17 protein-coding genes are annotated in these 19,686 nt (G+C 71.3%); 4 read left to right on the top strand and 13 right to left on the bottom strand.

The genetic code is table 11. The features are described from left to right. Positions 1-67: 67 nt before the first annotated feature. The gene (locus tag WG922_RS11250; protein ID WP_340282701.1) at positions 68-1,717 is read right to left on the bottom strand and encodes an FAD-dependent oxidoreductase; all 1,650 of its coding nucleotides are present in this window, start codon (positions 1,715-1,717) and stop codon (positions 68-70) included. Positions 1,718-1,806: 89 nt separating this feature from the next. Between WG922_RS11250 and WG922_RS11255 the strand changes: the two genes are divergently transcribed. Further along, complete coding sequence (locus tag WG922_RS11255; protein ID WP_340282702.1) at positions 1,807-2,727, top strand: LysR family transcriptional regulator; 921 nt, start codon at positions 1,807-1,809, stop codon at positions 2,725-2,727. Positions 2,728-2,750: 23 nt separating this feature from the next. On the opposite strand, the gene WG922_RS11260 is transcribed toward WG922_RS11255, so the two are convergent. The 9 genes from WG922_RS11260 to WG922_RS11300 form a co-directional block, all read right to left on the bottom strand. Beyond that, entirely contained in the window at positions 2,751-3,998 is a 1,248-nt protein-coding gene (locus WG922_RS11260; RefSeq protein ID WP_340282703.1) for an FAD-dependent monooxygenase, read from the bottom strand. 3 nt (positions 3,999-4,001) lie between these two features. Then, positions 4,002-4,499 (bottom strand): aromatic-ring-hydroxylating dioxygenase subunit beta, encoded by a 498-nt coding sequence (locus WG922_RS11265; RefSeq protein ID WP_340282704.1) that lies wholly within the window; start codon positions 4,497-4,499, stop codon positions 4,002-4,004. Continuing rightward, positions 4,496-5,845 carry an aromatic ring-hydroxylating oxygenase subunit alpha gene (locus tag WG922_RS11270; RefSeq protein ID WP_340282705.1) on the bottom strand — a complete coding sequence of 450 codons (1,350 nt, stop codon included), beginning with the start codon at positions 5,843-5,845 and terminating at the stop codon, positions 4,496-4,498. The genes WG922_RS11265 and WG922_RS11270 overlap by 4 nt, the downstream gene beginning before the upstream one ends. Continuing rightward, positions 5,842-6,612 carry a class II aldolase/adducin family protein gene (locus tag WG922_RS11275; RefSeq protein ID WP_340282706.1) on the bottom strand — a complete coding sequence of 257 codons (771 nt, stop codon included), beginning with the start codon at positions 6,610-6,612 and terminating at the stop codon, positions 5,842-5,844. Before WG922_RS11275 ends, WG922_RS11270 begins: the two co-directional genes overlap by 4 nt. Beyond that, positions 6,609-7,103: a homoprotocatechuate degradation operon regulator HpaR gene (hpaR, locus tag WG922_RS11280; protein WP_340282707.1), complete on the bottom strand. Its 495-nt coding sequence runs from the start codon at positions 7,101-7,103 to the stop codon at positions 6,609-6,611. The genes WG922_RS11275 and hpaR overlap by 4 nt, the downstream gene beginning before the upstream one ends. Before the next feature lie 34 nt (positions 7,104-7,137). Then, on the bottom strand, positions 7,138-8,568 hold the full coding sequence (locus WG922_RS11285) for an aldehyde dehydrogenase (protein ID WP_340282708.1): 1,431 nt from the start codon (positions 8,566-8,568) through the stop codon (positions 7,138-7,140). Positions 8,569-8,587: 19 nt separating this feature from the next. Next, positions 8,588-10,318, bottom strand: coding sequence for a thiamine pyrophosphate-requiring protein (locus WG922_RS11290; protein ID WP_340282709.1), 1,731 nt, complete (start codon positions 10,316-10,318; stop codon positions 8,588-8,590). 13 nt (positions 10,319-10,331) lie between these two features. Beyond that, positions 10,332-11,309 carry a Bug family tripartite tricarboxylate transporter substrate binding protein gene (locus WG922_RS11295; protein ID WP_340282711.1) on the bottom strand — a complete coding sequence of 326 codons (978 nt, stop codon included), beginning with the start codon at positions 11,307-11,309 and terminating at the stop codon, positions 10,332-10,334. Between the two features lie 210 nt (positions 11,310-11,519). After that, positions 11,520-13,016, bottom strand: a complete 1,497-nt coding sequence (locus WG922_RS11300) for a sensor histidine kinase (RefSeq protein ID WP_340282713.1) — start codon at positions 13,014-13,016, stop codon at positions 11,520-11,522. Between the two features lie 149 nt (positions 13,017-13,165). On the opposite strand from WG922_RS11300, the gene WG922_RS11305 reads away from it, so the two are divergent. Then, positions 13,166-13,531, top strand: a complete 366-nt coding sequence (locus tag WG922_RS11305) for an H-NS histone family protein (protein ID WP_340282715.1) — start codon at positions 13,166-13,168, stop codon at positions 13,529-13,531. 30 nt (positions 13,532-13,561) lie between these two features. Continuing rightward, positions 13,562-14,530: a magnesium/cobalt transporter CorA gene (gene corA, locus WG922_RS11310; protein WP_340282716.1), complete on the top strand. Its 969-nt coding sequence runs from the start codon at positions 13,562-13,564 to the stop codon at positions 14,528-14,530. A gap of 263 nt (positions 14,531-14,793) precedes the next feature. On the opposite strand, the gene WG922_RS11315 is transcribed toward corA, so the two are convergent. From WG922_RS11315 to WG922_RS11325, 3 genes are all read right to left on the bottom strand, one after another. Then, the gene (locus WG922_RS11315; protein ID WP_340282717.1) at positions 14,794-16,317 is read right to left on the bottom strand and encodes a protein adenylyltransferase SelO; all 1,524 of its coding nucleotides are present in this window, start codon (positions 16,315-16,317) and stop codon (positions 14,794-14,796) included. A 430-nt stretch (positions 16,318-16,747) separates the two neighbouring features. Then, complete coding sequence (locus WG922_RS11320; RefSeq protein WP_340282718.1) at positions 16,748-17,365, bottom strand: carboxymuconolactone decarboxylase family protein; 618 nt, start codon at positions 17,363-17,365, stop codon at positions 16,748-16,750. Next, positions 17,362-18,591, bottom strand: a complete 1,230-nt coding sequence (locus tag WG922_RS11325) for a YbfB/YjiJ family MFS transporter (RefSeq protein WP_340282719.1) — start codon at positions 18,589-18,591, stop codon at positions 17,362-17,364. The genes WG922_RS11320 and WG922_RS11325 overlap by 4 nt, the downstream gene beginning before the upstream one ends. 65 nt (positions 18,592-18,656) lie before the next feature. Here WG922_RS11325 and WG922_RS11330 point away from each other — a divergent pair, with 65 nt between their 5' ends. Further along, positions 18,657-19,589 (top strand): LysR family transcriptional regulator, encoded by a 933-nt coding sequence (locus WG922_RS11330; RefSeq protein WP_340282720.1) that lies wholly within the window; start codon positions 18,657-18,659, stop codon positions 19,587-19,589. Positions 19,590-19,686 lie beyond the last annotated feature (97 nt).

The raw sequence follows: 19,686 nt of genomic DNA on the forward strand, positions 1-19,686 counted from the left end.
GCGCCGGGACCGCTCACGGTCCTTGCGCCTACCGCTGCCGAGCGGCGTGCGGCTCGCCTCGTGCTCGCTACGCCGCCGCGCCGCGCACCAGGTCGATCAGCGCCAGCGGATCCTCGGGCAGGCGGTCGCCGCGCCAGGCCACATGCTGGTCCGGGCGCGACAGCACCAAGCGGTGCCGGTAGAGGCCCGCAGCTTCGGGCGAGCGGACGTCCAGCACCGTGAGCGGCAGCCCCCGGCGCGCCGCGGCTTCCTGCAGCGGGCCGGCGTCGGCATCCGCGTCGAAGCGCAGCAGCGTGAACTCCGGCCCCATCGCGTCGTAGAGCGAGCGGCCGTCCTCCAGCCACAGGTGCGGCGTGCGGCAGCCCGGCACCGTGGACGGCGTGAACTGGTCCATGGTGTAGGCGGGATGCGCTTCGCCGTCGTAGGCGATCAGGGGCGAGCGGTCGTAGAAGGAGCCGAAGTTCAGCCCCGCGCAGCAGTACTGCTTGACGTTGAGGTCGTACAGCGCCTTGCCTGCGCGCGCGCGGGCCGCCTCGCCCTCGGCGCCAGGCGCCTCGATGCCTTCGGGCACGCCCTCGCGCTCCTTCTGCAGCGCCAGTGCGTGGTTCATGGCGAAGCGCGACACCTGCTCAGTGATCGGCAGCCGCTCGGCCTCGTAGGCGCGCAGCACGCCTTCGGGCGCCCAGCCGTTGAGAAAGGCCCCCAGCGTCCAGGAGAGGTCCATCGCGTCGGCGATGCCGGCGTTCATGCCGTAGCCGGCCATCGGGATCCACAGGTGCGCCGCGTCGCCGCAGATGAACACGCGCCGGTCGCGGAACCGGTCGGCCACCAGGCGGCGGCCGATCCAGTCTTCCTTGCTGATGATCTCGTAGCGGAAGTCGTCGCCCACGCCGAGGATGGTGCGGATCGCCCAGTCGCGGTCGATGGCCTCGAAGTCGGTCTCGTCGGGCCGCAGGTAGTTGTGCAGCAGGAAGGTCTCGCGCCCGTCGATGGCGTACACGTTGCCGCTGCGGCGCGGGTTGAGCGAGAAGGTGCCCCAGGCGGGCGCGTGGCGGGCGCGTGCCAGCAGGTCGGGCGCGCGGAAGAAGGTCGATTGCACGCGGCCGACCACCTCGTCGCCGGAAAGCTTCGCGCCGATGGCCTTGCGCACGCCGGAGCGCCCGCCGTCGCAGCCGATGAGGAAATCGCATCGGATCTGCAGGCCCTCGCCGGAGTCGAGATCGACGCCGGTGGCCGAAACGCCGCCTGCGTCCTGCTCGAACGCGTCGATGCGCGTGCGATTGAGGATGCGCACGCGCGGGCTGGCCTCCGCGTGGGCGAACAGGATGGGCTCCAGGTAGATCTGGTTGATGCGGTGCGGCGGTTCGGGCGTGGGCCACCAGCCGTCCGGGCCGCTGCGGTCGGTGTAGCGGTCCTGGCGGGCCGGAATGTGGATGCGCGAGAGCTCTTCGCCGCAGAACGTGGTGCGGTAGGACACGTCGTTGGCGTGGTCCGGCGGCAGGCCGGCATCGCGCAGCGCGCCGGCCACGCCCAGGCGCCGGAAGATTTCCATCGAACGCGCCGAGACGTGGTTGCACTTCACGCTGGGCGGCTCGCCCCGGTGGCGTGTCTCGGCCACCAGCACGTCCACGCCGCGCTGGGCCAGGTCCATGGCGAGGGTCAGGCCGACCGGGCCGGCGCCGACGATGAGGACCTGGGATTGCAGGGAAGTAGGCATGGCGCTGTCCTGGGTTGGGCGGGAGGGGGAAAAACGGATGAAGCCGTCCATTGGAGCGCAGCCCACGCCGATGGGACAATGAATCTTCGATGGCGATTCATAAAAAACCTTTATCTGCGCTTCCCTCGGTGCGGCAGCTGCGCGCCTTCCTCACGGTCTACCAGGTGGGCAGCGTGTCGGCAGCCGCCGAGCAGCTCGCGCTGACCCAGCCGGCCGTCACGGTGCTGCTGCGCGAGCTGGAGGCGCGGCTGGGGCTGCGGCTGTTCGATCGCAGCACGCGCGCGCTGCGCCCGACCGAGGCGGCCGCCGAAGCCGCCGGTTACGCCCAGCGCGCGCTGGCCGAGCTGGAGGGCATGGCCTCGCGCATGCGGGAGCTGGCGCAGGGCCGCACCGGGCGCGTGCGGCTCGCCGCGACGGCCACCGTGGCCGCGACCTTGCTTCCCCCGGCCATGCAGGCCTTCCGCGCGCTGCATCCCGAGGTCAAGGTCGAGGTGGAGGAGGTCGCCCCCGAAGGCTTCGTCGAGCTGCTGCTGTCCGAGCGCGTGGATTTCGGTGTCGGCACCATCGAGGCGCCCGTCGCCGCCCTGCGCGAGGAGGTGTTCATGCGCGATGCGCTGGTGGTCGTCGCACGCGCCGATACCGTCGCGTTTCCCGCGGGAGCCAGCATGACCTGGAAGCAGCTCGCGCCCCGGCCGGTCGTCACCGTCAAGCCCGGCTACGGCATCCGCCGGCGCATCGACGAGGCCGCGCGCGCAGCCGGCGTGCAGCTGCGCATCGAGCACGAGGTGTCGCTGCTCACCACCGCGCTTGCCATGGCCGCGCACGGGCTGGCGGCGGCCATCGTCCCGGCATCGGTGGCCGCGCAGGCGGCCTGGCCGCACCTCCTGACGCGCCGGCTGGTGCGGCCCGCGGTCGATCGACCGATCGGGATCGTCTGGAAACGCGACCGGTCGCTTTCGCCGGCCGCGCGCGCGTTCGCCGAGGTGCTGCACGCGCGCCATCGCGGCTGAGTGCGTGGCGCGCGGCGCGTGCGTCAGGCGTGCGCGGACGTCGCGTCCGGTGCCGGCGGGGGCTGCTCCAGCGGTACGCTCTCGGGACAGTAGGAAAAGAGCCAGTGGTACTGGGCGCGCACCTTGTCCTGCTCCCAGGCGCCGGCGATGTAGGCCTGCGCTCCTTCGGGCGTGGCGAGGGCGCGGTTGTGGAAACGGTGGGCGTTCGCGGCCGAGCCCTGCACGATGCGGGTGGTGCGCTCGATGCGGCTGGCCTGGTAGACCCGCAGGCCCAGCGACAGATCGTCCGCATGCTGCTCCAGCGCCCGCGCCAGCACGCAGGCGTCTTCGATGGCCATGCCGGCTCCCTGGGCCAGGAAGGGGAGGGTCGGATGCGCGGCGTCGCCCAGCAGGCTGATGCGGCCGTTCGTCCAGTTGGTGAGCGGCTCGCGCACCATCATGGCCCAGCGCAGCGGCACGGCGATCTGCCTGAGCAGGCACTGCACGTCCTCGTGCCAGCCGGCGAAATCCTGCAGGCACTCCTCGATCGATCCCTCCTCGGTCCACGACTCGCGGAACCAGCCCTCTTTCTCGACGATGCCGGTGAGGCTGATGAGCCGGCCGGCATGGACCGGGTAGTGCACGATGTGCGCGCCCGGTCCGACCCAGTTCACGCCTGCCGGTTCGCGCAGGCGGGGCGGGAGCCTCTGTACCTCGATCACTCCGCGCCACGCGGTGCAGCCGGAGAAGACGGGCTTGTCCTCGGCGATGGCGGCGGCGCGGGCGACCGAGTGCACACCGTCGGCGCCGATCAGCACGTCACCGCGCACGCGCCGGCCGTCCTGCAGCACCAGTTCGACCTCGCGAGCGTCCTGCCGCACCTCGACCACCTTCGCGTCCAGCTGCAGGGCACCCGGGCAGCGCTCGTTCAGGGCGCGCACCAGCTCACCGTGCAGGTCGGGGCGGTACAGCATCATGTAGGGATAGCCGTAGCGCTCGATCGACTCGCGCCCGAGGTCGAACAGCTCCCACTCCTGTCCCGTGTTCCACAGGCGGATGCACTTCTTGCCGGGCAGGATGGTCAGCGCCTGCACCGCCTCGCCGAGGCCCAGCGTGAACAGCACGCGGGTGGCATTGGCGCTCAGTTGCAGCCCTGCGCCGAGCGCCTTCAATGCGCTGGCCTGCTCGAACACCTGCACCTGAAAACCACGCTGCGCCAGGCACAGCGCGGCGGTCAGCCCGCCGATGCCGGCGCCGGCGACGAGGATCCTGCTTGTCGTCATGTCTCTCACGAATCACACATAGAAGAAGTCCAGCTTCGAGCGGAGCTGGTCGTTGGTGAGCACGACCTTCTTGCGCGCGATGCGCCACTGCCCGTCCTGCCATCGCAGCAGGTGTTCGTAGCGCCCGGCATAGGCAAGCGACTCCGGCTGCTTGTGCAGGTAGATGTGCGTCATCCATGCCGACTGCACCAGCGCGGCGTCGGCGTCGATGGCGTCCACCAGCGTGCCGCCCACCAGGTGCGTGGTGCGCGGCACCGGCATCGCCGCCACCGAGCGGCCGGAGGTCAGGCGCTGCACGCGCTCGTGCAGCAGCGCGCGGCCGTCCATGTAGATCAGGGACAGCTCGGTGTCGGGGTCGCTCGACAGCGTGCCGTCGCTTTTCCAGGTGGGCACCCAGAAGACCGCGTCTTCGCGGTACAGGTCGAGCCATTCGGTCCAGCGCTGCTGGTCCAGCAGTTGTGCCTCGCGCGCGACAAGCTCGCAGGCGAGCGCCTTGTGCTCGGGCGTCATGCGCCGCTCCCCGCGCGCTGCCGGCCGCGCTGGATCAGATCGAGCCAGGTGCGGTAGGTCGCGTGCATCACCGTCTCGTCGCCGAGGTTGAACGGACCGACCACGCAGGAGAGGGGCTCGATGCCGAGCTCGCGTGCCGCGTCGTTGGCGCCGGCCTGCATGAGCGTGGCGCCACGCGCATGCCCCTGCTGCCAATCGATCGTGCGCGCGCCGAAGCCGCGCTGGCAGTCTTCGTAGTTGGCGATGTCGTCGGGCGTGGCCAGCCCGCCTGGGTTGAAGAACTCCTCGTACTGGCGGATGCGCATGCGGCGCGCCTGTGGCGGCTCGCCCACGGGAGCCAGGCAGAAGGTGCGCATTTCCGTGCGCTCGGCCGAGAGCGGACGCCAGATGCGCAGCTGCAGCGCCGCGTTGTCGGCGATCTGCGCGTTGGGAAAAAGCGTGATGTTGCGCACGTGCTGCATCCAGCGCAGCCGGTCCTCGCCGACCCGCGCGCGGATCTCGTCGAGGCTGAAGGACAGCGGCGTGGGCTTGCCCGCGGGAGCCGGTCCCCACATGGCGTTGTGGCCATGGGCGAACGCGAAGCTTCCGCGCTGCAACTCTCCGCTGGAAAAGCCGGAGTAGACCGAGGTCTTCTCCGCGCGCCGCTGCAGCGACTGGATGTACGAGACGTGCGTGGAGGCGAAGTGGTAGGGGTCCACCCCGTTTTCCATCTGCAGCTTCCAGTTGCCTTCGTAGACGAACACACCGCGGCCGCCGACGCACTCCACGCCCTGCGGGCTCTGGTCGATCACCAGGTCGATCAGGGGGCGCAGGTCGCCGAGGTAGTCGTCGAGCTCGGGCACGTCGGCGCGCAGGCTGGCGAACAGCAGGCCCCGGTAGTTGGCGAAGCGCGCCACCGGCACGAGGTCGTGGTCGTGCTCGTGCGCATCGAATGCCGGCCCGTAGGCTCCCGCGTCGCGGTGGTTCACCAGCACGTTGCGGCCGTCGCAGGCGTAGGCCCAGCCGTGGTACTGGCACACGAAGCTGCGGGCGCTTCCCTGTTCGTGGTGGCACACCAGCGCGCCCTTGTGGCGGCAGGTGTTCAGCAGGCAGTGCAGCTCGCCGTTGCCGGCGCGCGAGATGATGATCGGCGCGCGTCCGATCGAGGTGGTGATGAAGTCGTACGGCCGGGGCAGCTGCGAGGCGAGTCCGACGAGGTTCCAGGTACCTTCGAACACATGCTCCATCTCCCAGGCGAACACCTCGGGGTCGCGGTAGATGTCGCGGTGCACGAGGAAGTCGCCGCCGGGCCGGTCCTGCAACAGGCGGGCGGGGTCGCGTTCGGGGGATGCGGGCGAGGCGTTCATCGCTGGTAGGACGGATCGATCCGGTCGAGCAGGCGCTTGAGGGCGGGCCAGTCGGTTTCGGTGGCGGTGCGTCCGGGGCGGTCCAGGACCGTGGCCACCTTCTCGGCGACCTCGCCCGCGCACTCGATCACCTCGACACCGCCGGCGAGCGCCTTGACCTGCGCGTCGCAGGCACGCTCGAGGTAGTACATCTGCTCGAACGCATCGCGGATGCTGGTGCCGCCCGTGAGCAAGCCGTGGTTGCGCAGGATCATGGCCTTGTGCGGGCCGAGATCGCGCACCAGCCGCTCCTGCTCCGAGGGGTCGAGCGCGATCCCTTCGTAGTCGTGGTAGCCGAGCCGGTTGTAGAAGCGCATCGCGTGCTGCGTGAGCATCAGCAGCCCGCGCTTCTGCGCGGCGACGGCCAGGCCCGCCGCCGTGTGCGTGTGCAGCACGCAGGTGAGGTCCGGCCGGGCCCGGTGCACGCAGCTGTGGATGAGAAAGCCCGCGGGATTGATGCCGATGCCGGTGGGGTCGTGGACGATGCGGCCATCGAGATCGACCTTCACCAGGCAGGACGCGGTGACTTCGTCGAACAGCACGCCGTAGGGGTTGATCAGGAAGTGGTCGGTCTGCGGCACCTTCGCGGTCAGGTGCGTGTAGATCTGGTCCGTCATGCGGTAGTAGTGCGCGAGCCGGTAGGCGGCCGCGAGATCGACCCGCTGGCGCCATTCGGCCTCGCTCACGCGCTCGCGCGTCTGCGGAAACTCGAAAGCCGCGGCGCTCATGGCCGCGCCTCGCGCTGCGCAAGTCGTTCGAGCACGGCCCCGAGCGTGCGGAAGGTCTGCGCCGCGAGCTCGGGCCCGAGATCTTCCTGGAGCGACTGGTACACCTGGTCGATGCGCGGGCGCATGCTGCGGATCAGGCGGCGGCTCGAGGTGGTGAGCGTCACGAGCTGGCGGCGCTGGTCGTCGGGGTGCGGCGTGCGGCTGACCAGGCCCAGGCCCTCCATGCGGGCCAGCACGCCGGCCAGGCTGGGGCTGGAGATGTGGCAGATGGCGCAGAGCTCGCGCGGCTCCAGCGATTCGTTCATCTCGATGGCGCGCAGGATGCGGTACTGCTGCTCGGTCACCCCGTGGGCGTTGAGCACCGGCCGGAAGCGCGCGAGCACCTGCTCGCGCACCTGCAGCAGCAGCAGCGGAAGGTTGCGCCGGACCTTGTTGTCGTCGTCGCCGGCGGGAGCGGCGTCTACAGGGGCGCTGGAAACTGCGTAGGGCATGGCTGGAGTCGCTGGGGTGGCAAGTGCGAAGGTGTCAGAACGGATACGCCTGGGGTGCGACCTGGATGGTGACCGAGCGCAGTTCGGTGAATTCCTGGATCGCCGCGCGTCCGCCGAAGCGGCCGTAACCGCTCGATTTGACGCCGCCGAACGGAAGCTGGGGCTCGCTCTTCACGGTGGGCCCGTTCACGTGGCAGACGCCGCATTCCAGCCGCTGCGCCACCTCGAGGGTGCGCGAGATGTCGCGCCCGAACACCGCGCCGGCAAGGCCGTATTCGGTGTCGTTGGCCACCCGCACGGCTTCTTCGAGGTCGGCCACCCGCACGATGGCGGCGATCGGGCCGAAGGACTCGTCGTCGTAGACGCGCATGCCGGGCCGCACGTGGTCGAGCACCACCGGGCCCATGCGCGCGCCTTCGCGCTGCAGCGGCACCAGCACACGGGCGCCGCGCTCCTGTGCGTCGCGCACCATCGCCTCCACCTGGTCGGCGGCGGGGCAGCTGATCAACGATTCGAACAGCACGGCCGGCTTGCCGGCCGTGGCCGCGCCGAGTGCCTTGGCCTTGGCGGCAAGCGCCTCGGCGAAGCGGTCGGCGATGTCCTCCTCGACCACCACGCGTTCGGTCGACATGCAGATCTGCCCCTGGTTCATGAACGCGCCGAACGCGGCGGCATTCACCGCCAGCTCGATGTCGGCGTCGCGCAGCACCACCAGCGGCGACTTGCCCCCGAGCTCCAGCAGGCAGGGCTTGAGGGCACGCCCGGCGATGGCGCCGATGATCCGGCCCACGCGGGTGGAGCCGGTGAAGTTGACCCGGCGCACGGCCGCGTGTTCGATCAGCGCTTCGACGATGGCCGCCGCTTCGGGCGCGTCGTGCGTGACCACGTTCACCACGCCCTGCGCGAACCCCGCATCCGCGAACAGCCGGCCGATCATCCAGTGGCTGCCGGGGCAGTGCTCGGAGGCCTTCAGCACCACCGTGTTGCCGCAGGCGAGCGGCGCGACGATGGCGCGCAGCCCGAGCAGCAGCGGCGCGTTCCAGGGTGCCATGCCGAACACCACGCCCACCGGAACCCGGAAGGTCATCGCCATGCAGCCGGGCAGGTCGGACGGGATGGTGTCGCCGCTGACGTGCGTCGTGAGCGCCGCCGCCTCGCGCAGCGCGCCGATGCCGCCGCGCACGTTGAACTGGGCCCAGCCGGCCGAGGTGCCGGTCTCCTCGACCATGCAGCGCACGAACGCGTCGGCGCGCTCCTGCAGCAGGTCGGCCGCGCGGTTGAGGAGTTCGCGCCTTCGGGCCGGACCGGTGCGCGACCAGGCGGGGAAGGCGGCCGCCGCCGCGTCGGCCGCGGCCAGCGCCTGTGCCACGGTGGCGGCAGTGGCGACGGTCGCGACTTCGCCCGTGACAGGGCTGCGTCGTTCGAAGGTGGCGCCTTCGGGCGCAGTGAGTGCTTCCAGTGTCATTGCAATTCCTTTGGTGTGTTCACAGCGGCGCGATGCGCGCGTGCAGCAGGGCGCTGCGCCCCGCGTCCAGCGCCTGCAGGCACCGGGCGATCGCTGCCTCGGCCTCGCGCGGATCGGACAGGCGCTCGCCGTGCGCGCCGCCCGCTTGTGCGATGGCCGCGAAATCCGTGCCTTCGGGAAGGAGCGAGGCGAACTCGTCGCTGGCGTGCGCATGGCCCTGCGGGTACATGCGCAGCACCGATTCCTTCACCGCGGACCATCCGCTGTTGTCGAGGACCACGGTGAAGATGGGAAGCCCGTGCGCGCGCGAGACCGCGTACACCGAGCTGGGGTTGCCGAAATAGAAGGTGCCGTCGCCGACCACGTGGACCACCCGGCGCTGCGGATGCGCCAGCTTCATGCCGAGCGCCATGCCGGCGGAAAAGCCCAGGCCGCCGCCCGGCAGCCCGACCAGCGTGCCGGGCTGCGAACGCGGGATCTGCTCGAACACGGCCAGCGTGTTGCGTATCGCCTCATTGAGAACGATGTCGTGCGCGTCCAGTGCGCGTCCCAGCGCGGCACACAGGTAGTGCGGGTTGATGGCGCCCACGGCGCCCGGGTCTTCGGCGGCGCGGGCAACGCGTGCGCTGCGCTCGGCGTGTTCGCGCGTGAGCCGCTCCAGGCGTGCACCGGCGCGCCGGCGGAAGTCGGGCGTGGCGAGCGCCTCCACCGCTTCGATGAGCTGCGCGAGCATGGCCTCGCTGTCGCCCTCGAAGCGGGCGTCGGCCGCGAAGCTCCACATGGGAATGTCGCGCTTGATGGCGTCCACGTCCATCTGCGCCCAGTACGCCCGCGGGTTGACGCGGGTGGTGCGCGGAATCCAGGGCACGTCGACGTCGAGCAGCAGGCCGAAGTCGGCGCGCTCGGCGAAGGGGCCGGGCTGGAAGCCGCCGAAGCAGGGCGAGTCGCGCCGGATGTTCAGGTGCACGCTGTTGAATTCGCACACGCGCATGCCTGTCAGGAGCGCCAGCCGCTCGATCAGCGCCACCGCCCCGGGGCGGCGGCCGGCGTACGCGGTCACCAGGAGCGGGTCTTCGCTGTCGACGAGCCGCTGCGCCACGGCGCGCACCAGCGCGGGATCGCCGTGGCCGGCCGGCACGGCGGCATGGCGGGCGGCGGGAAGCTCGGCGAGCTCGGCGGGCGGGCAGGGCGCGGCGAGCACCTCGCGCGGCAGCATGAGATAGACGGGGCCGCGCGGCTCGGTCTGCATCACGGCGTCGGCACGCGCGATCACCTCGGCGGCCATCGAGGGCCAGCCGAGCGTGTATTCCCATTTGACGTAGGGCCGCGCGACGCTGGCCTGGTCGAACGGCTCCTGGATGAAGTGCACGTAGGTGTCGCGCCCGCCCTCGACCTGCCCGAAGGTGGTGGCGGGCGCCCGTCCCGCCATCAGGAGTACGGGAAGGCGCGCGCGGAACAGGTTGTGCAGGCCCATCGCGGCGTTGGCGGTGCCTGCATCGACGTGCACCAGCACGGCCTGGCCCTGGCCGGTGGCGCAGGCGTAGCCGCCGGCCATGTGCAAGGCCGTGTTCTCGTGCGGACACAGGACGAGCTTCGGCGTCTCGCGGCCCTCGGCCCGCCACCGCGCGAGCTCTTCGATCAGCGGCGCGTGGTCGGTGCCGAGGTTGCAGAAAAGGTACTCGATCCCGCGGTCCAGCAGTGCCTGCAGCAGGTGGTGACTCGCCGAGCGCGCGGAATCGGGTGGGCTCATGTCGGTCGCCCTTTCACTTGCCCTGGGCCTGGCCCAGGCCGGCGGCGCGCGCAGCAGGTGCGAACGCCTTCTGCTCGGCGACGATGCGCTCGCGCACCACCTTGCCGTCGGCGGGATCTGCTTCGTGCCCGAGCTTGGTGAACGCGTCGCGGCCCTGGGGCGAGGCCAGGAAGCGGCTCAGCTCGGTGCTCACGCGCTTGATGACGTCGGGCGGCGTTTTCGCGGGGGCGTAGAGAGCCAGCCAGATCTCGAACGCGGCGCCGGGATAGCCGGCTTCGGCGAGCGTAGGCGCATCGGGCATGAACCGCGACCGCTCTGCGGACGCCACCGCCAGCGGACGCAGCGTTCCCGCCTGGAGCTGCCCACGGATCGACGCCATGTCGGCCATGACGATGCTGACCCGTCCGGTGATGAGGTCGCTCAGCGCGGGGGCGAACCCGGCATAGGGCACGTGGACCATCTTGGCGCCGGCGGCCTGAACGAGCGTCTCGGTGCCGAGATGGCCCATGGAGCCGGTGCCGTTGCTGGCATAGGAGAGGGCTTCGGGCTTGGCGCGGGCGGCGTCCATCAGCTCCTTGACGCTCTTGTACGGCTGCTTGCTGGAGGTCACCAGGAAGAAGGGCAGGCGCGACACCATGCCGACCGGCTCGAAGTCCTCGAGCGGGTCGAACGGCAGCTTGGTGGGATGCGTCAGCGGCAGCATGCTCATGGTCGAGCCACCCGTCAGAAGCAGCGTGTAGCCGTCGGAGGGTGCGCGCGCGACGAACTCGGTTCCGATCACGGTGGCAGCACCGGGCTTGGGATCGACGACCACGTTCTGGCCGAGCGCCGTCGTGAGGTGCTGGGCCACCACGCGCGCGGCCGAATCGACGCCACCGCCCGCGGCATACGGAACGACGATGCGGATCGTGCGGGAGGGGTAATCCTGCGCAGCGCCGGCGAGGGGAACGGCCATCGCCAGGGCAGCGAGGGCGAGTCGAAGCAGCTTCATTGAGATGTCTCCTGATGCGAGTCGATCGCTAAGATGTTAGTGAAATTCGATGCTACTCCTCGCCCAAGCGCCGACGGCAGCCGGAATAACCCTAGCGCCCGGGACACGAGTTGCGTGTGGTGTTTCCTGCTCCTGCTCGGCAACGCAGCGGCAGCCCGACCGTGGACGCGACGCTCCGGGCCGCTCCGGTGGCTCCACCGCCCCGCGCGGCTACGCCGCCGGCAGCTCGATCCGTATGCAGGTGCCCGCGTGGGGGCCGCCGCTGGACGCGCTCACCGAGCCGCCGTGCTGCTCGACGATGCTGCGCGTGAGGGCCAGGCCGAGGCCCAGGCCCTGGTTGCCCGCGCCGCTGGGCTGGGCCTGGACGAAGGCGCCGAACACGGCTTCGAGCAGGTCCGCCGAGATGCCGATGCCGTCGTCCTCCACCTCGCAGACGACCCGCCCGCCGTTCCGCGCGAGTCGTACTTCGACGTGCCCGCCCCGGGGCGTGAACTTGACCGAATTGCCCAGCAGGTTGATGAGGCACTGCGTGAGCCGGGTGGCGTCGCCCTGGACGGTGGGGGCTTCGGCGCCGGCGTCGGCGGGGAGGCTCAGCGCCAACGACAGACCGCCGTCCTCGGCCACGGGACGCATGGCATCGACCGCCGCTTCGACGACGGGGCGCAGGTCCAGCGGTTCGTTGCGCAGGCTGATCTGTCCGCGGTTGATGCGCGCGAGATCGAGCAGGTCGTCCACCAGCCGCGTGAGGTGCTGCAGCTGGCGGGCGAGCACGGTGGCCGCACGCCCGCGCACGGCGGGATCACCGCCGCCCAGGCGCAGCAGATCGATGGCCGAACGCATCGGGGCCAGGGGGTTGCGAAGCTCGTGCGACAGGGTGGTGAGGAACTGGGTCTTCTGCGCGTCCGCCAGCACCAGCTTGCGGTTGGTCTCCTCCAGGGCATGGCGCGTGCGCACCCGCTCGGTGATGTCGGCGACGGTGCCGACGAAACGGGTGGCGGCGCGCTCCGTCGCAGCGCCCTCGAAGCCGGCGATCCCGTGCGCCTCCACCCAGCGTTCCTGCCCGTCGGGCCGGATGATGCGCATCTCGAGGTGGTAGGGCTGCGGATCGTGCGGATCCAGCGCGCGCTCCACGGTGCGGGCGGCGCGCTCGCGGTCGTCTGGGTGCACCAGCTCGAAGAGGCGCTCGGCCGAGATCTCGCGTCCCTCGATGCCGAAGATGCTCGCGTAGCGCGCGTCCACCCGCGAGATGCCGGTGCGCGGATCGAAATGCCACCAGGCCATGCCGGCGGCATCCAGCGCCAGCTGCCGCTCCTGCGAGAGGGCGCGCAGGCGCTCGTCGTCCAGGCGGCGCTGGGTGACGTTGCGCGCCATTCCGAGCAGGCCCACCACGTCGCCGCGCTCGCCACGCAGCGGCGTCTTGCGGGTCCACCAGGTCTGGAGCGTGCCGTCGGGGGCGGCGAACGCGACCTCGGTCTCCACCGGCAGGCCCTCGCGCAGCACGCGCCGGTCGCTCTCGACGATCGGCGCCGCGACCGCCGCATCTCCCAGGATCTCGTGGTCGTTGTGCCCGATCACCTCGCCGGCCGGCTTGCCGAGCGCCGCCAGGGCGGCGGCGTTGGCGAAGCGGTAGCGGCCCGCGCGGTCTTTCGCGAACACGGCCTCGCTCCAGGCCTGTGCGATGGCGCGCCCGATCGTGTTCTCATCCATGTTGTCAGCTGCAGCGCGCGAAGGAAAGGAGCACCCATTGTCCATCGCGTCCGCCGCCGCAGGGGTCCGCCACGCGCCGTCCGAAAGGCAGCAAAGGTCGGCGCATGCGGTGCCTATACTGCGGCGCACCGATCACCGAAGGAGCCGATATGCCCCAGAAAACGTACATGGAAATCCAGGAGGAGATTGCGCGCCTGCAACGTGAGGCGGAAGAAGTTCGCGAGGCCGAACTCGCGGAGGTCATCGAGCGGATCAACAAGGCGATCGAGGTCTATGGCCTGCGCCCCGAGGACCTGAGCTTCCCCCGCGGCGGATCCGGCCGCGCGGCGTCTGCTTCCCCCCGCGCGAGCGGACCCTCGCAGCGTGCGGCGCGGCCTGCCGGCCGCAGCGGCCGCGCCGGTGCGGCGAAGTACCGGGACGACCAGGGCAACACCTGGGGCGGCCGCGGCCCGCGCCCGCAGTGGCTGCGTGACGCCCTCCAGGCGGGCAAGAGCCTGGACGATTTCCGCGCCTGATCGCGCCGACGCATTGCGCAGACCCACGCCATGTTGATCAACTGCGCTGCCTACAGCGAGGGCCGCAAGGTCGCAGACCTCGCGCTGTCCGACATCGGCGGCTATCTCCAGCAGCCGGACACCTTCGTCTGGATCGCACTGCAGGATGCCACCCACGACGAGCTGAGCCGCCTGCAGGCCGAGCTGGACCTGCCGGAGCTCGCTGTCGAAGATGCGCTGCATGGCCACCAGCGCCCGAAGATCGAGGAGTATTCCGAGTCGCTCTTCGTCATCCTGCACCTGATCGAAGCCGGTGAGGAAGACCAGCTGGACGTGGGGGAGGTCGCGATCTTCGCGGGCAGCCGCTATGTGGTGTCGGTGCGCAACGGCAGCAAGCAGTCGTTCCTTGGTGTGCGCACGCGCGCCGAGCGCGAGCCGCAGCTGCTGAAGTTCGGGCCGGGCTATGTGCTCTACGCGCTGATGGACGCGGTGGTCGATCGGTACTTCCCCATCGTGGAGCGCCTGGAGGCGCAGCTCGAGCAGATCGAGGACGAGATTTTCGGCGCCGCCCCGGGCCGTGCCAACGTGGAGCGGCTCTACCTTCTCAAGCGCAAGCTCACGGTGTTGAAGCAGGCGGTGGCGCCACTGCTGCACGACATCGGCAGGCTGCACGGTGGACGCGTGCCGGCGCAGGTGCAGGGGGTGCAGGAATACGTGCGCGACGTGGCGGACCACCTCGCCCGCGTCAACGCCAGCATCGACGCGCTGCGCGACACCATCACCACCGCCATCCAGGTCAACCTCTCGTTGGTGACCATCGACGACGGCGCCGTCACCAAGCGCCTCGCAGCCTGGGCCAGCATCTTTGCCGTGTGGACGGCGTTCGCGGGCATCTGGGGCATGAACTTCGAGTTCATGCCGGAGCTGCAATGGCGCTATGGCTACTGGATTGCGCTGGCCGTCATCTCGCTTGCGTGCGCGGCGCTGTTCGCCCGGTTCCGGCGCATCGGCTGGCTGTAGCAGGGGCAGGCCGGGGCGCGGCCTGCCGGCAGGCACCGGCATTCACTCCGCTTGCGTCGCGGCGCGTGTCTCGGCGGACCGCGCGCCGGACCGGAGTTCTTCGCGGGCGTGCCGCGCAACGGTCAGGGCTCCGGTGATCGCCAGCGCCGCCATCAGCCCGGCGACCAGCAGATCCGCTGGCGTGCGCGCAACGCAGCGGACGGCGGATGCGGGCACGCGGCGTGATGAGGCGCCGAGGCACGCGCCCGCAGTGCGCGTGGCGCTCAGGTCCCGCAGAACGTCTGGTAGGCCGCCGTCACGGCGAGCGGCGCGGGTTCGGCGTAGCGCGCATACCGCGGCTGCTCGTCGAACGGCTCGCACACCGCCGCGAGCAGGCGCTCGAAGGGTTGGAGGTCGCCCTCCGCCGATGCCGCCTGCAAGGCCTCTTCCACACGGTGGTTGCGCGGAATGATCCAGGGGTTGGCGCGGCGCATGCGCGCGGCGCGTTCGCGCGCGCCCTGGTCGCTCCCGGGGTTTGCTTCGTCCTCGCGCGTGCAGCGGGCGCGCCAGCGTTCCAGCCACTGCGCCAGGTCCGCATGGCCTTTGTGCGGCAGCAGCGCCCGCAAGGGCCCGTCGTCGCCCTCGGCCGCGTCGGCCAGACGCCGCCAGCCGAGCGTGAAATCGATCTGCTGCGCCTGCATGAGATCGAACCAGGCGCTCGCCAGGGCTGCGTCCTGCGCGTCGTCGCTGGCCGGGCTCCCGGGCGCCAGGCCCAGCTTGGCCCGCAACCCGCGCAGTTGCGCGGCCTGATACAGCGCGGGAAAGTCGCCGATCGCCGCGGTGGCCTGTTCGACCACTTCGTTGGCGGCGGCTTCGTCCTGGTCCTCGCGCACCATCAGCGGCAGCAGGGCTTCGGCAAGGCGTGCCAGGTTCCACTGCGCCACGGCCGGCTGCCGGGCCCAGGCATAGCGGCCGTTCTGGTCGATGGAGCTGAACACCGCGCCCGGGTCGTACGCCTCCATGAACGCGCAGGGGCCGTAGTCGATGGTCTCGCCGGAAATCGTCATGTTGTCGGTGTTCATCACGCCGTGAATGAAACCCACGCACATCCAGCGCGCGACCAACTCGGCCTGACGCTGCGCCACCCGGCGCAGCAGCGTGAGGTGGCGGTCCGGCGCACCCGCCAGGTCCGGGTCGTGGCGGGCGATCGCGTAGTCGGCAAGGCGCCCCAGCTTGTCGAGCTCGCCGCGCGCCGCGAAGAATTCGAAGGTGCCCACGCGCAGGTGGCTCGCCGCGATACGCGTGAGCACCGCCCCCGGCAGCACCTGCTCGCGGATCACCGGCTCACCCGTCGCCGCCACGGCCAGTGCGCGGGTGGTCGGGATGCCCAGCGCATGCATGGCTTCACCGATCAGCGCCTCGCGCAGCATCGGCCCTACGGCCGCCTTGCCGTCGCCGCCACGCGAAAAGGGCGTGCGGCCCGAGCCCTTGAACGCGACGTCTCGCCGCTGTCCCTGGCGATCGATCACCTCGCCGAGCAGCACCGCGCGGCCGTCGCCGAGCTGCGGCGAAAAGCCGCCGAACTGGTGCCCGGCATACGCCTGCGCCAGCGGCTCTGCGCCTTCGGGCACCGTGTTTCCCGCAAGCAGCGCAGCCCCGTCGGCGCTCTCCAGAAACGCCACATCCCAGCCCAGTTCGCGGGCCAGGGACCGGTTCAGGGTCAGCAGCCGCGGTTCGGGCACCTGGGCCGGTTTCCAGGGGACGTAGAGCCCCGTGAGCTCGCGGGCGTAGCTGTTGTCGAAGTGCAAGGGGGCGCTGCCGGGATGTCGCATGCAGCCGAGTGTGCCTCTGCGCAGCGAGCCACGTTGTGGGGCGAAACGATCATGCGTTGCCGGTGGGGACCGCGTGGGCGCGGCAGTGTGGCCAAAGGCTGAGCGCAGCAGGCGTTGCCGTGTCGGCGGGTCGCTCGCCGGCCGCCCGAGCGACCGCTGTCGCGCCACGAGCCGCTGCCGCGCAGCAGGAGCAGAGCCTGGCTATCGCCGCCGGCGCAGGCACAGCACGGTGGCGCTTGACGACGGCACCCAGGTGGCGACGTCGAGTTGGACTGCGAACGCATCGGACACTGGCTGAACCACTTCGCCCTGGTGCGCTACCTGGCTGCGCGCAACCGATGCACTATGCGCGGCCCATGGGAGGCGCAGTACCGGGCAGCTCTTTCCGGTGCCGTAGCCGGCGCGATCAGGCGGACGCGGGCGCAGGGCCGGGGGTGTGCGCGACGTTCATCAGCCAGCACACCATGGCGAAGTAGCCGACCAGCGTGAGCAGTTCCACGAGCGCCGCTTCGCCCCAGCGCGCCAGCGCCTGGGCGTAGGTGGCGTCGTCCACGCGGTGGTGTGCGAGCAGTTGCTCGGCCAGCGCCCGCGCGAGGGCCAGCTCCGGCGCCAGGACGGCCGGCGAAGGGTTGCCGGCATCGAGCGCTTCGAGTGCCTCCACCGGCACGCCGGCGGCCCGTGCAAGCGGCAGGTGCATGTCCCACTCGAACACGTTGGACAGTGCGCGCGCCACCACGCAGATGGTCCATTCGCGCACCGCGGCGTCGAGCGTGCCCTCGTAGCGCAGCGTCTCGCCCACCTTCGCGGCGGCCTGCAGCAGTGCCGGGGTGTGCAGCAGCGGACGGAAGGGGCCGTAGACCCCGCGCCGCGGGCCGTTGATCAGTGCGTCGGCCGCGGCCTGCTGTGCGGCGTCGAGCCGGGCCGGCGGCCCCAGCCGCTCGGACAGCCCCGCTTCGGGAAAGTGGCGGGGTGAGCGCGCGGAAGGCGGGGTCGGGGGCGTGGAAGCTGCGGTGTCGGCATTCATGTGGATTCTCCGGAAGGGTGGGCAGGCAAGCGGGCGCGCGCAGGCAGCGCGAGCCACACGGCGGTCAGCGCGAGCAGGCCCGTGGCGGCGGCGTTGCTCCACCACAAGGCGTCGTGCCCGCCGTAGCGGGCCGGCCCCAGCGCGCGCACGAGCAGCGGCCCCGCGATCTGGCCGAGGGCGAAGGCCACGGTCATGCGCGCGAGCAGGGGCGTCGGGTTCTCGGGGGCGTGCTCGCGGGCCAGCTGCAGGCCGGCCATGGTCGCCACCATGAAGGTGCCGCCGACCAGCACGGCCGAGATCGCGAGCGCCCAAAGGGCCTGGGACACCAGGAGCACACCGGTGCCCAGCGCCATGCTTGCCTGCGCCAGCGCCCACACCGTGCGGCGGGGCCGTCGCGCGAGCCAGCGGGCGGCGGCCGCCACCGACAGCGCGGCGGCCAGGCCGAACAAGGGCCAGCTGATGCCGAAGACGGCAGGGTCCGCGACCTGCGCCCGCCCCATGGCCGGCAGGAAGGTGGCCGGCACGATGTAGCCGAAGCCGAAGCTGCCGTAGCAGAACACCAGCGCCCAGCGTCCCGGCGCAGCGGGCGCCGTGCCGCGGGTCGCGGAGTGCGGCGCCACCGGAGGTGTGCTGGTCTCGAGGCGCTGCAGGCTGGCCAGCAGCGCCCCGGCCGCCGCGACGGCGCCCAGCTCGAGCCACAGGGCACGTGCAGGCTGGGCGCCCCCGGCCCACGTGAGCACGCCCGTGATGCAGATGCCGAAGCCCACGCCGGTGTAGACCCAGGCCGAACGCTGCGCGGCCCCGCGCCGAGCCAGCTCGGCCAGGCACCAGCTGCTGGCGCACACCAGGCACCAGGCGCTGAACACGCCCGCGGCCAGGCGCAGCACGGCGCCCGCTGCGTTCAGTTGCGGCCCCGCCAGCACACCCACGGCGAAGGTGGTGAGTGCCACGCCCCAGAGCGCCACGCGCAGCCCCCAGACCGGGTCGCGGCCGATGCGCGGCGCCGTGATCGCGCCCAGCAGGTAGCCGATGTAGTTCGCCGCCGCCCATTCGGCGCCGCCGGCCCCGTCGAGGTTGCCGTCGCGCAGCATCAGGGGCAGCAGCGGCGTGAACGCGAAGCGGCCGATGCCCATGGCGACGGCCAGCGCCAGGATGCCGGTGAGCACGATGCGCGTGGTGCCCTGCGGCGCGCTGCTGGGGGTCGGGGCTGGCGCTGGCGTTCGCATGGGGTGGATTGGAACGCAGCGCATTCTTTTTGATAATTGAATTTTTGCGAACGACCATTCCCGATATGAGAACGCTCAGCCTGGACGAACTCGAGATATTCCGCTGCGTGGCGCGCGAGGGCGGCGTACTGCGCGCGGCCAGCCGGCTGCACCGCGTGCCGTCCAACGTCACCACCCGCATCAAGCAGCTCGAGGCACGCCTTGAGGTGCCGCTGTTCCGGCGCCAGGGGCGCGGCCTGGTGCTCACGGACGCGGGCCAGACGCTGCTCGGGTACGCCGACCGCCTGCTGCGCCTCGCCGACGAGGCCGAGCAGGACATGCGCAGCGGCACCGTGCGCGGCACGCTGCGCCTGGGCAGCCTGGAGAGCGCCGCGGCGACACGGCTGCCGCCGCTGCTGTCGCAGTTCCACCAGCAGCATCCGGATGTCTCGGTCGAGCTGCGCACCGGCACCACTGCGGCCTCGCTGCGGCTGCTCGAGCGCTTCGAACTCGAGGCCGCGTTCGTCTCCGAGCCGTTCGAAGCCGCCGGCATGAACGCCGTTCCCGTGTTCGACGAAGAGCTGGTGCTGATCACCGCCCGGCACGCCCCGCCGCCGCGCGGCGCCGCACAGCTCGACGGCTGCACCATGGTCGCCTTCCCGCACGGCTGCTCGTACCGCCGGCGGCTGCTCGAATGGCTGGCGCAGGCGGGCGCGGCCCCCGCGCGCCTGCTGGACCTCGGCTCCTACCACGCCATCGTCGCCTGCGTCGCCGCCGGCTCGGGCGTGGGCATCGTGCCGGCCGAAGTCCTGGACCACACGGTGCTCGCCGATGCGGTTCAGCGCCATCGACTCCCGGCGCGGCTGCGGGTCAATCGCACGCACCTGGTGTGGTCGGGTGAACCCAGCGTGCCCTTGCGTGCGCTGATGGAGTTGCTGCCCGCGCGCTCACGCGGCGGCCGTCGCCGCGGGGTTGCGTCGCCCGGCGAGCTGCGTCTGGCCATGACGCGTTCTGGCTGAACGACGGAAAGAACCCGGGGGGCGCGGCTCGTTGCTTTCGCGCGCGTGTTGCGCATGCGGCGGAGCGACCCTCCGGTCATTCCGCACGCTTTGCTCC

Origin of the sequence: Ramlibacter sp. AN1015, from assembly GCF_037726105.1 — a bacterium.
In the GTDB taxonomy this organism is placed as follows: Bacteria; Pseudomonadota; Gammaproteobacteria; order Burkholderiales; family Burkholderiaceae_C; genus Ramlibacter.

Bases quoted from the DNA above. Each gene is read 5' to 3' on its own strand.
- WG922_RS11295 (WP_340282711.1), bottom strand. From the start codon at position 11,309: ATGAAGCTGCTTCGACTCGCCCTCGCTGCCCTGGCGATGGCCGTTCCC.
- corA (WP_340282716.1), top strand. From the start codon at position 13,562: ATGTTGATCAACTGCGCTGCCTACAGCGAGGGCCGCAAGGTCGCAGAC.
- hpaR (WP_340282707.1), bottom strand. From the start codon at position 7,103: ATGCCCTACGCAGTTTCCAGCGCCCCTGTAGACGCCGCTCCCGCCGGC.
- WG922_RS11285 (WP_340282708.1), bottom strand. From the start codon at position 8,568: ATGACACTGGAAGCACTCACTGCGCCCGAAGGCGCCACCTTCGAACGA.
- WG922_RS11250 (WP_340282701.1), bottom strand. From the start codon at position 1,717: ATGCCTACTTCCCTGCAATCCCAGGTCCTCATCGTCGGCGCCGGCCCG.
- WG922_RS11305 (WP_340282715.1), top strand. From the start codon at position 13,166: ATGCCCCAGAAAACGTACATGGAAATCCAGGAGGAGATTGCGCGCCTG.
- WG922_RS11290 (WP_340282709.1), bottom strand. From the start codon at position 10,318: ATGAGCCCACCCGATTCCGCGCGCTCGGCGAGTCACCACCTGCTGCAG.
- WG922_RS11320 (WP_340282718.1), bottom strand. From the start codon at position 17,365: ATGAATGCCGACACCGCAGCTTCCACGCCCCCGACCCCGCCTTCCGCG.
- WG922_RS11325 (WP_340282719.1), bottom strand. From the start codon at position 18,591: ATGCGAACGCCAGCGCCAGCCCCGACCCCCAGCAGCGCGCCGCAGGGC.
- WG922_RS11255 (WP_340282702.1), top strand. From the start codon at position 1,807: ATGGCGATTCATAAAAAACCTTTATCTGCGCTTCCCTCGGTGCGGCAG.
- WG922_RS11265 (WP_340282704.1), bottom strand. From the start codon at position 4,499: ATGACGCCCGAGCACAAGGCGCTCGCCTGCGAGCTTGTCGCGCGCGAG.
- WG922_RS11270 (WP_340282705.1), bottom strand. From the start codon at position 5,845: ATGAACGCCTCGCCCGCATCCCCCGAACGCGACCCCGCCCGCCTGTTG.
- WG922_RS11275 (WP_340282706.1), bottom strand. From the start codon at position 6,612: ATGAGCGCCGCGGCTTTCGAGTTTCCGCAGACGCGCGAGCGCGTGAGC.
- WG922_RS11300 (WP_340282713.1), bottom strand. From the start codon at position 13,016: ATGGATGAGAACACGATCGGGCGCGCCATCGCACAGGCCTGGAGCGAG.
- WG922_RS11330 (WP_340282720.1), top strand. From the start codon at position 18,657: ATGAGAACGCTCAGCCTGGACGAACTCGAGATATTCCGCTGCGTGGCG.